The organism is Streptomyces sp. E2N166 (assembly GCF_003671715.1).
Taxonomy (GTDB): Bacteria; Actinomycetota; Actinomycetes; order Streptomycetales; family Streptomycetaceae; genus Streptomyces; species Streptomyces thinghirensis.
The window spans coordinates 1,719,289-1,728,190 of the sequence record NZ_RAIF01000032.1; the positions used below are offsets into that span (position 1 = coordinate 1,719,289).

General features: G+C 73.3%; 9 protein-coding genes. 6 read left to right on the forward strand and 3 right to left on the reverse strand.

Annotated elements, in window-relative coordinates:
* Together EBH09_RS34805 and mdlC are read right to left on the reverse strand one after the other, a co-directional pair.
* The coding region (locus EBH09_RS34805; protein WP_121750773.1) for an aldehyde dehydrogenase family protein at positions 1 to 217 on the reverse strand (217 nt) is incomplete at its 3' end.
* A gap of 76 nt (positions 218 to 293) precedes the next feature.
* On the reverse strand, positions 294 to 1,874 hold the full coding sequence (gene mdlC / locus EBH09_RS34810) for a benzoylformate decarboxylase (RefSeq protein ID WP_121750774.1): 1,581 nt from the start codon (positions 1,872 to 1,874) through the stop codon (positions 294 to 296).
* Positions 1,875 to 1,968: 94 nt separating this feature from the next.
* On the opposite strand from mdlC, the gene EBH09_RS34815 reads away from it, so the two are divergent.
* The 4 genes from EBH09_RS34815 to pgm all read left to right on the forward strand — a co-directional run bounded on the left by EBH09_RS34815 (position 1,969) and on the right by pgm (position 6,102).
* Positions 1,969 to 2,904 (forward strand): LysR family transcriptional regulator, encoded by a 936-nt coding sequence (locus EBH09_RS34815; RefSeq protein WP_121750775.1) that lies wholly within the window; start codon positions 1,969 to 1,971, stop codon positions 2,902 to 2,904.
* A gap of 46 nt (positions 2,905 to 2,950) precedes the next feature.
* Positions 2,951 to 3,691, forward strand: coding sequence for a peptidase E (locus EBH09_RS34820; protein WP_121750776.1), 741 nt, complete (start codon positions 2,951 to 2,953; stop codon positions 3,689 to 3,691).
* Positions 3,692 to 3,896: 205 nt separating this feature from the next.
* Entirely contained in the window at positions 3,897 to 4,325 is a 429-nt protein-coding gene (locus EBH09_RS34825) for a hypothetical protein (RefSeq protein WP_193776693.1), read from the forward strand.
* 136 nt (positions 4,326 to 4,461) lie between these two features.
* Positions 4,462 to 6,102 carry a phosphoglucomutase (alpha-D-glucose-1,6-bisphosphate-dependent) gene (pgm, locus tag EBH09_RS34830; protein ID WP_121750778.1) on the forward strand — a complete coding sequence of 547 codons (1,641 nt, stop codon included), beginning with the start codon at positions 4,462 to 4,464 and terminating at the stop codon, positions 6,100 to 6,102.
* A gap of 442 nt (positions 6,103 to 6,544) precedes the next feature.
* Here pgm and EBH09_RS34840 read toward each other — a convergent pair whose 3' ends face one another.
* Complete coding sequence (locus EBH09_RS34840) at positions 6,545 to 7,513, reverse strand: LysR family transcriptional regulator (RefSeq protein ID WP_121751162.1); 969 nt, start codon at positions 7,511 to 7,513, stop codon at positions 6,545 to 6,547.
* 98 nt (positions 7,514 to 7,611) lie between these two features.
* Between EBH09_RS34840 and EBH09_RS34845 the strand changes: the two genes are divergently transcribed.
* Positions 7,612 to 8,349, forward strand: coding sequence for a class I SAM-dependent methyltransferase (locus EBH09_RS34845; RefSeq protein WP_121750779.1), 738 nt, complete (start codon positions 7,612 to 7,614; stop codon positions 8,347 to 8,349).
* A gap of 128 nt (positions 8,350 to 8,477) precedes the next feature.
* The coding region (locus tag EBH09_RS34850) for an ATP-binding protein (protein WP_238697531.1) at positions 8,478 to 8,902 on the forward strand (425 nt) is incomplete at its 3' end.

Sequence of the window (8,902 nt, forward strand, 5' to 3'; positions counted from 1 at the left end):
GCACGGCGGCCCGCCGCTGCGGCGAGGTCGCCGCCCACTCTCGCTGGGCCCCGGCGGCCCGGGCCGCCGCGCGGCCGACGTCCTCGGCCGTGGCGAGGCCCACCGTGCCGAGCCGGTCGCCGGTCGCCGGCTCGGTCACCGGCTGCTCGGCGGGGGAGTCCTGCCAGCCGTCGCTGAAGAACTTCCCGCCCCAGACGTCGCTGTCCAGGAGTGTCATCGGCTTCCCCTTCTTCGGGATCTTCGGGTGCCGAGCGCGTCGGCGGCTCCGGGCGCTCGGCCGGTCAAGTCGTATGTCAGGAGGGCGTGGTGAGCGCCGTGTCCACCTGGATGAGACGGGGCTGGTCCGGCCGCTCGGCCAGCACGGCGCGCAGTTCCCCGGCCCCGCCGACATGCCGGGCGCGGACGCCGTAGCCCTCCGCGACGCGGGTGAAGTCCAGTCCCGGGATGTCCAGCCCGGGGGCGTTGGGCACGCCGAGCAGACCGCCGAACCAGCGCAGCGCCCCGTAGGTGCCGTTGCGCAGCAGCACGACGGTCAGCGGGACCCGGTGCTGCGCCGCCGTCCACAGGGCGGTGATGCCGTAGTTGGCCGAGCCGTCCCCGATCACGCCGACGACCGGGCGGCCTGGCTGGGCCATCGCGACGCCGACCGCGCCGGGCAGACCGAAGCCGAGCCCTCCGGCCGCCGGGAAGTAGTAGGAACCCTGGCGGCGCAGGTCCATCTGGCGCCACCACGCGGAGTTGGTCGACGTCGACTCGACGACGTACGCGGTGTCCTCGGGCAGTTCGTCGCGCAGCGCGGCGAAGACCTGCTCGGGGTGGCAGCCCGGCCCCTCGGGGGTGAGCGGCTCGGGCGCGGGCCGGTAGGGGCCCGCCGGCGTTCCCGGCGCGTCGAGCGCCTTCAGGAGAAGGTCGATGACGGCCCCGGGGTCGGCGACCAGCGCCTCGCCCATCGGCGCCCGCGCGGCGGCCGACGCGTCCTCGGTCACCTGGATCAACCGGGTGCCCTCCGGCAGGTACCGGCCGGGAACGTACTCGTGGTAGCGGAACACCGGCGCGCCCAGCACCAGTACGAGGTCGTGCCCCTCGAAGGCCTCGGAGATCGGCGCGATCCCGGCGGGCAGCACGCCCCGGAACTGCGGATGCCGGTTGGGAAAGGGCAGCCGGAAGAGCGAGGGAGCCGCCCACACCGGGCCGCCCAGGCGCTCGGCCAGCCGGACGGCGTCGTCGAAGCGGCCGGCCGAGTCGATGTCGCCGCCCAGCACGAGCGCGGGACGCCGTGCGGAGGCGACCTGCTCGACGAGCCGGCGGCCGTGCTCACGGCCGGGCACGGAGGCCCGCTCGACCCGCCGGTCGAGCACGGCCGGGGCGTTGTCGCCGGCCTCGGCCGACCAGTCGTCGTACGGGACGGAGAGGTAGGTCGGGCGCTGCTGGAGCCGCGCCTCGAATACGGCCTGGGCGAGCGCGCGCGGCACGTCCTCGGCGCACGCCGGCTCCGCCGCCCAGCCGACCAGCGGCTTCATCAGGGTCTGCGCGTCCACGCTCGCCAGGTTGGCCTCCGGACCGATGGCGGGCCGCACCTGCTGTCCGGCCACCACCACGAGCGGGGTGCGCGAGGCCACGGCGTTGGTCAGCGCGCCCATCGCGTTGCCCGAACCCGAGGCGGCGTGCAGGTTGACCAGGACCGGGCGGCCGGTCGCCTGGGCGTAGCCGTCGGCCATGCCGACGACGGCGCCCTCGTGCAGTCCGAGGACGTAGCGGAAGCCGTCGGGCAGCTCGGCGAGGAAGGGCAGTTCGTTGGAGCCCGGATTGCCGAAGACGGTGGTGAGCCCCTGGCGCTCCAGGAAATCGTGGGAGACACGACGCACGGATGGCACGGACGTTCCTTTCGAAGTGACGTCCGACACGCTAGGCACCCCGCGACATGGGCACCAATAGATGTTTCGGCATGCCGATATAGAGTCCGTCGATATGGGCACCTTCGATCTCAACCTGGCCCGCGTCTTCGTCCTCCTGTACGAGACCGGCAGCGTCACGGCCACCGCGGAGACGCTCCACGTCACGCAGCCCACCGTGAGCTACAGCCTGGGCAAGCTCCGGCGGCACTTCGACGACGAGCTGTTCCGCCGCAACGGACGCGGGCTCACGCCCACAGCCGGCGCCCGACGGCTGTACGAGCCGCTCCAGCGCGCCCTGGCGGAGATCGACGGGACGGTCCGGCAGGGCGACGCCTTCGACCCCAGGACCATGTCGGGCCGCTTCACGATCGCCCTCTCCGACCTCGGCGAGGCGACCCTCCTGCCGAGGCTCCTCGCCGCCGCGCGCGAGCGTGCGCCGGGGGTGTCGTTCACCGTCCGCCCGTTCGACGTGGAGGACGCCGAGAGCCAGCTGCGCCGCGGCGACCTCGACGCGTTCGTGGCGACACCGGTGATCACCTCGCACCTGACCGTGCGGATCCCGCTCTTCCGGGAGCGCTACGTCCTCATGGTCGCCGCGGACCATCCGCGCGTGCGGGGCGACGCGGTCACGCTGCCGGACCTCGCGGCCGAGCACCACGCGACGGTGTTCGGGCCGAGCGGGCACGTCGCGCCCCGGGCCGTGCTGGCCGCGCACGGGCTGCTGGAGCGGGTGGCCGTGGACGCCACTCGGTTCTCGATGCTGCCCTACCTGCTGGAGCAGACCGACCTGATCGCCATCGTCCCCGAGTACGTCGGCGAGGTCTTCACCGCCTCACACCGGGTGCGACTGGTGCGGCTGCCCTTCGAGACCGAGCCGATCGAGATCGCCCTGTACGCACGGCACGAGTCCTCGCGCAGCCCGGCGCAGCGGTGGCTGGTGCGGTTCCTGGCCCAGGTGCTGGGCGAGCAGGTGAGCGCGGCCCAACTGCCGCCGACCGCCGCCCGGTGACGGCCCGTCACCGCGCCGCCCATGGGCCGTCGTTAGCATCACCCGCATGACGGCACCGGAACCGACCATCCTCGCCACCTCCGGCGGACACCGAGCGGGTGGCCGGACCATGGTGAGCTTCGACGCCCTGGTCCATCACGCCGTGGACCTCTCGGGCGCGCACGGCCGCCGCCCCCGCGTCCTGTACGTGGGCACCGCCATAGGGGACGCCGAGCACTTCACCGCCCGTATGACGGAGGCGGCCCGCGTCGCCGGGTTCGACCTGACACCGCTGCACCTGTTCCCCATGCCCAACGTCGAGGACGTGGAGGAGACCGTGCTCGCCCAGGACGTCGTGTGGGTCATGGGCGGCTCGGTGGCGAACCTGCTGGCCGTGTGGCGCGTGCACGGCCTGGACCGGATCCTGCGCCGGGCCTGGGAGGCGGGTGTCGTGCTCAGCGGCGTGAGTGCGGGTTCCCTCTGCTGGTTCCGGGGCGGCGCGACCGACTCCTTCGGCCCCGAACTGCGCCCGGTCACCGACGCCCTGGGCTTCCTGCCCTACGGCAACGGCGTGCACTACGACGTCGACCCGGGGCGCCGCCCCCTGATCCACCGCCTCGTCGCCGACGGCACCCTTCCGGCGGCCCACTGCACGGACGACGGCGTCGGCCTCGTCTACCGCGGCACCGAACTGGTCGAGGCGGTCACGGAGGTCCCGGGCAAGGGCGCCTACGTGGTCGTACGCGAGGGTGACACAGCGGTGGAGGAGCGCGTCGAGCCACGTGAGTTGCCCGGCCTGCGGCGATGACGGCTCGGCGCGGTGACGGCTCGGACGCCCGCCACCGGCGACCTCCACACGCTTCGCGTTCGAGACGGTCGGCGCCCTGACCGACGTCCACACCGCGGCGACCGTGCTCGGCCTCCGGCACGTCAAGACCCCGACTACTCAGTCCCGTTGAGCACCGGAAGGGCCGTTCGTGTTTGCCGCCGCGGTGAGGGGCAAGGCGGTCTCCATGAGCGATCCGAACAAGGACACGAACAAGAAGCCCACCAGCACCCGGACCGCCGAGGCCAAGGCTCGCGGCGCCGCCGAGAAGGCGACGGCCCCCGCCTCCCGGGCGAGCCGGGCCGCCGCGGACAGGGCCGGTGACGCGGCGTCGGCGGCCAAGGCCGGTGCCCAGCGTTCGGCCGAGGCCGCGAACGGAGCCGTGCAGACGGCGGCCAGGGGCGTCGCGGCCGGCCGCCAGGCGGTCGTCACCACCTCGGGCCAGGTCGCGGCCACGGCGAAGACGGCGTGGACGGCCATCGCCCACCGCAAGCTCGTCGCCGCGGGCGTGGGCGCCGGGATCACCGCCGTGAGCGCCGCGTCGTACGCGGTGGGACGCCGCGCCGGACGGCACTCGCACGGTCCCCTCACCCGTCTCACCGGCGGCCGGATCTGACATCCGGCCGGCCGGTGGGCCGGCACAACCGGCGCTCCCGGTTCCTCCACCTCGGCTGGAACACGCGGGACCACTCCCCGGACAGGGGAAGATGGGACCGCGAGCGAAGTCCCGACCGACGCGGAGGAGTGGGCGCATGCAGCACGACCGAGCCGGAAAGCCGGCCGGCCCCGAGGACCTGATCGACGTAGCCCGGCTGGTGACGGCGTACTACGCCCTGCACCCGGACCCGGCCGAGCCGGGGCAGCGCGTGGCCTTCGGCACGTCCGGGCACCGCGGATCGTCCCTCGCGGCGGCGTTCAACGAGGACCACATCGCCGCCACCAGCCAGGCCATCTGCGAGTACCGCACCGCCCGGGGCACCGACGGCCCGCTCTTCCTGGGCGCCGACACGCACGCCCTGTCCGAGCCGGCGAGGATCACCGCACTGGAGGTGTTCGCGGCCAACGACGTGACCGTCCTCGTCGACACGGCGGACGGCTACACCCCCACCCCGGCGGTCTCGCACGCCATCCTCACCCACAACCGGGGCCGTACCTCGGGCCTCGCCGACGGAGTGGTCGTCACCCCGTCGCACAACCCGCCCGCCGACGGCGGCTTCAAGTACAACCCGCCGAACGGCGGCCCCGCGGGATCCGACGCCACCTCCTGGATCCAGGACCGGGCCAACGAGATCATCACGGCCGGCCTCAAGGACGTACGACGCGTCCCCTACGCCCGGGCGCTCGCCGCGCCCGGCACCGGCCGCTACGACTTCCTCGACGCGTACGTCTCGGATCTGCCGAGCGTCCTGGACCTCGACGCGATCCGGTCGGCGGGCGTGCGGATCGGCGCCGACCCGCTCGGCGGCGCCTCCGTCGCCTACTGGGGCCGCATCGCCGAGCAGCACCGCCTCGACCTGACGGTGGTCAACCCGCTCACCGACCCCACCTGGCGGTTCATGACGCTGGACTGGGACGGCAGGATCCGCATGGACTGCTCGTCGCCGCACGCGATGGCCTCGCTCATCGAACGGCGCGACCGCTTCACCATCGCCACCGGCAACGACGCGGACGCCGACCGGCACGGCATCGTCACCCCCGACGCCGGGCTGATGAACCCCAACCACTACCTCGCCACCGCCATCGCCTACCTCTACGCCCACCGCACCGAGTGGCCCGCCGACGCCGGCGTGGGAAAGACGCTGGTGTCCTCCGGCATGATCGACCGGGTCGCCGCCGACCTCGGCCGACGGCTGGTCGAAGTACCCGTCGGCTTCAAGTGGTTCGTGGACGGACTGCTCGGCGGCACGCTCGGCTTCGGCGGCGAGGAGTCCGCCGGGGCGTCCTTCCTGCGCCGGGACGGTTCGGTGTGGACCACGGACAAGGACGGCATCATCCTGGCGCTGCTCGCCTCGGAGATCACCGCCGTCACCGGCAGGACGCCCTCCGAGCACTACGCCGCTCTCACCGCCCGCTTCGGCGAACCCGCCTACGCCCGCATCGACGCACCCGCGACGCGCGAGGAGAAGGCCCGCCTGGCCAAGCTGTCCCCGGCCCAGGTCACCGCCGACACCCTCGCGGGGGAAACGGTCACCGCCGTGCTCACCGAGGCACCGGGCAACGGCGCGGCCATCGGCGGCATCAAGGTGACCACCGAGAACGCCTGGTTCGCGGCCCGTCCCTCCGGCACCGAGGACGTGTACAAGATCTACGGGGAGTCGTTCCTCGGGGCGGACCACCTCCGGCAGGTGCAGGACGAGGCCAAGCTCGTCGTCCTCGGCGCCCTGGGCGGCTGACGCCGTACGGCCCCCTCGAACCGGACCCGGGCCGGTCGGCGACGACCGGCCCGGGGATGTTCACGCTCGGCCCGCGGATCTCGTAACCACCGATCGCCTCCCGGAAGGCGACGCGCGGCTCCCCGTGCATCCGGACGCCGTCGAGGGCGAACAGGCGGCTGAGAAGGACATCGGTCTCCGTGAGTCGTTGGATGGCCCGGGAGGGCCGGGTGTGGCGTGACCGACCGGCACGCCGGCCGCGACCGTCCCCGTTCGGCCTTGCGCGCCGAGCCGGCTGCCTCGTGTCCGCGGTGCACCAGTGGGCACCCCCGAGTCCGGTACCGTACGGCCCCGTTGGCCGGGCGGCCTCGATGACGTGGTCCGCAGGACCGGCGACGCACCGGCCCCTGACCACCCCCGGGAACCGCCGAGCCGGGCGTGCCGCTCGGGCGTGCCGCGCACATCACGTCCGGGCGCGCCCGCCCCGTGGGTGGGAGCGCAGGGCCCACGCCGGTGTCCAGACCTCCGTGTCGAGACGACCGGACGGCCGGGAGGCGAGGTAGGCACGCAGTACGGACAGCGCGGGGTGCGGGTTGTCGGCGTGCCAGAGCAGGGAGTGCGGGTAGACGGGTGTGGGGTCGCGCAGGGGGATACGTCGCAGGTCGTGGACGGCGGGCCGGACGAGGGGTGTCTGCTCGCCGAGGAAGGTCGCGATCGTCGAGGACTCGGCGATCGTGTCGAGGAGCCCTTCGACGCCGAAGTCGGGGCCGAGCGCGTCGATGGCGAGCCCGAACTCGGCGGCGAGCGCGTCGTAGTAGGCCGACCACTCGGTGCCGGGGGCGTTTCCGGGCATCCAGATGCGATGACCGCAGAGCTGGGCCGGGGTCACCGCCCGGGCCTTCGCGAACTCGTGGGCGGGCCCGGTGCAGAGGTGGAGCGGCTCGTCGAAGACGGGCGTGGCCTCGACATCGTCGGGGAGGGTGCTTCCCGGCATGGTGACGCAGCGGAAGGACGCGTCGATCGCCCCGGACCGGATGGCGGTCACGGCCGCGTCCGCGTCGACGTGGAAGAAGGTGACGACGTCGAGGTCGACCTCGGGGTGGGCCCGGTGGAAGTCGCGCAGCACCCCGGCCACGGAGAGCCGTCTGCCGATCACGTCGACCCGCAGCGGCCGCCGCCCGGGCCGCACCGAGGCGGCCGCCCGTTCCGCGGCGGCGAGGAGCGCACGCGCGTGCGGGAGGAAGGCCTGCCCGTCGATGGTGAGCCGGGATCCCCGCGGGGTGCGGGTGAACAACGGAACCCCGAGGTCCCGCTCCAGCGCGGCGACACGCTTGGAGACGGCCTGTTGGGTGATCGCCAGCTCGGCGGCGGCGACCTGGAACTGCCCCGCCTCCGCGACGGCGACGAAGGTCCGTACGGCGATGAGATCCACGGCGGCCATCCTAGGAGTACAACCACTGGTTGTGGTCCTGGGACGGCCGCCCTCCGAAACCGGGTGCGCCGTCGGGACGGTTGTGCAAGGCTCCGCCGGTGGACCGACAGAGGATCTCCGGACTCGCCCATGCCGATCACCCGATCGCGGCCCCGCTCGACGACGACTCGGTACGCCGGCTCCTGGCACGTGGCGTCCCGCATGGCGGCGCACGCGTCCTCGACCTGGGCTGCGGAGGGGGAGAGTGGCTCCTTCGCGCCCTCGCCGAACATCCGGGGCTCACGGCCGAGGGCGTCGACCTCTCCGCGATCTCGCTCGCACACGCCCGGGAGACGGCGGACCGGCTCGGCGTGCGGGACCGACTGGTCCTCCACCGCCAGGACGCCGCACGGTTCACCGCCCCGCACCGGTTCGACCTCGTCCTGTGCGTCGGCGCCACGCACGCCTTCGGGGGTCTGCTCGCCACCCTCGCGGCCGCACGTGAGCACCTGGCGCCAGGGGGCCGCGTCCTGGTCGGTGACGGCTTCTGGGAGGGCGAGCCGTCCGCCGAGGCCATCGAGATGCTCGGGGACCTCACCGATCTGCCGACCACCTTGGAGCGGGTCGTCGCGGACGGCTGGACACCCGTCGGCGGGCACGTCAGTACCCGCGGGGAGCTCGACGACTACGAGTGGTCCTGGACCGGGTCACTGGCCTCCTGGGCCCTGGACCACCCCACCGACCCGGACAGTGCGCAAGCACTCGAGACGGCCACCGCCCACCGCGACGGATGGCTTCGGGTCTACCGGGACGCGTTCGGCTTCCTCTGCCTCGTCCTGCGCCCCACGGGCGACTGAGTGGCAGGACCACGGAGTTCTGCCGATCGGACGGGCTGTTCTCCGGTTTTCTCCGGTGTTCGCGGATTTTGGGGGTAGACGCGCTGGCGTAACGGTCAAGGCTCAGGAAGAGGGCGGATCGGATGGACGTGGCTGCCCAGAGTGGAGACCAGCTGAGAAATGAGCTGGTCAGAGTTTCGGCAGAGTACGAGGGCACGCCCGGCGACATCGCCCGGGGCCGCGAGCTGGCCCGGAAGTTTCTGGCGCGGGTGCGGGCGGCGCGGGGTCTCCCGGTGTCCGACCGCGCGACGGACCTGGTGCAACTGGTGGTCAGCGAGTTGCTGACGAACGCCTGCAAATACGCGCCCGGCCCCTCAATGGTCGATCTGGAGCTGACCGAGGACCGGGTGGAGGTCACGGTGTGGGACAGCGATCCGGTGCTGCCGGTGGCCGAGACCACGGACCCGGGCCGGATCGGCCGGCACGGGCTGGAGATAGTCATGGCCGTCTGCCAGAGCTTCGAGGTGCACCGGGAGCCGGTCGGCAAGCGCATGAGGGCCGCGGTGCGGCTCGC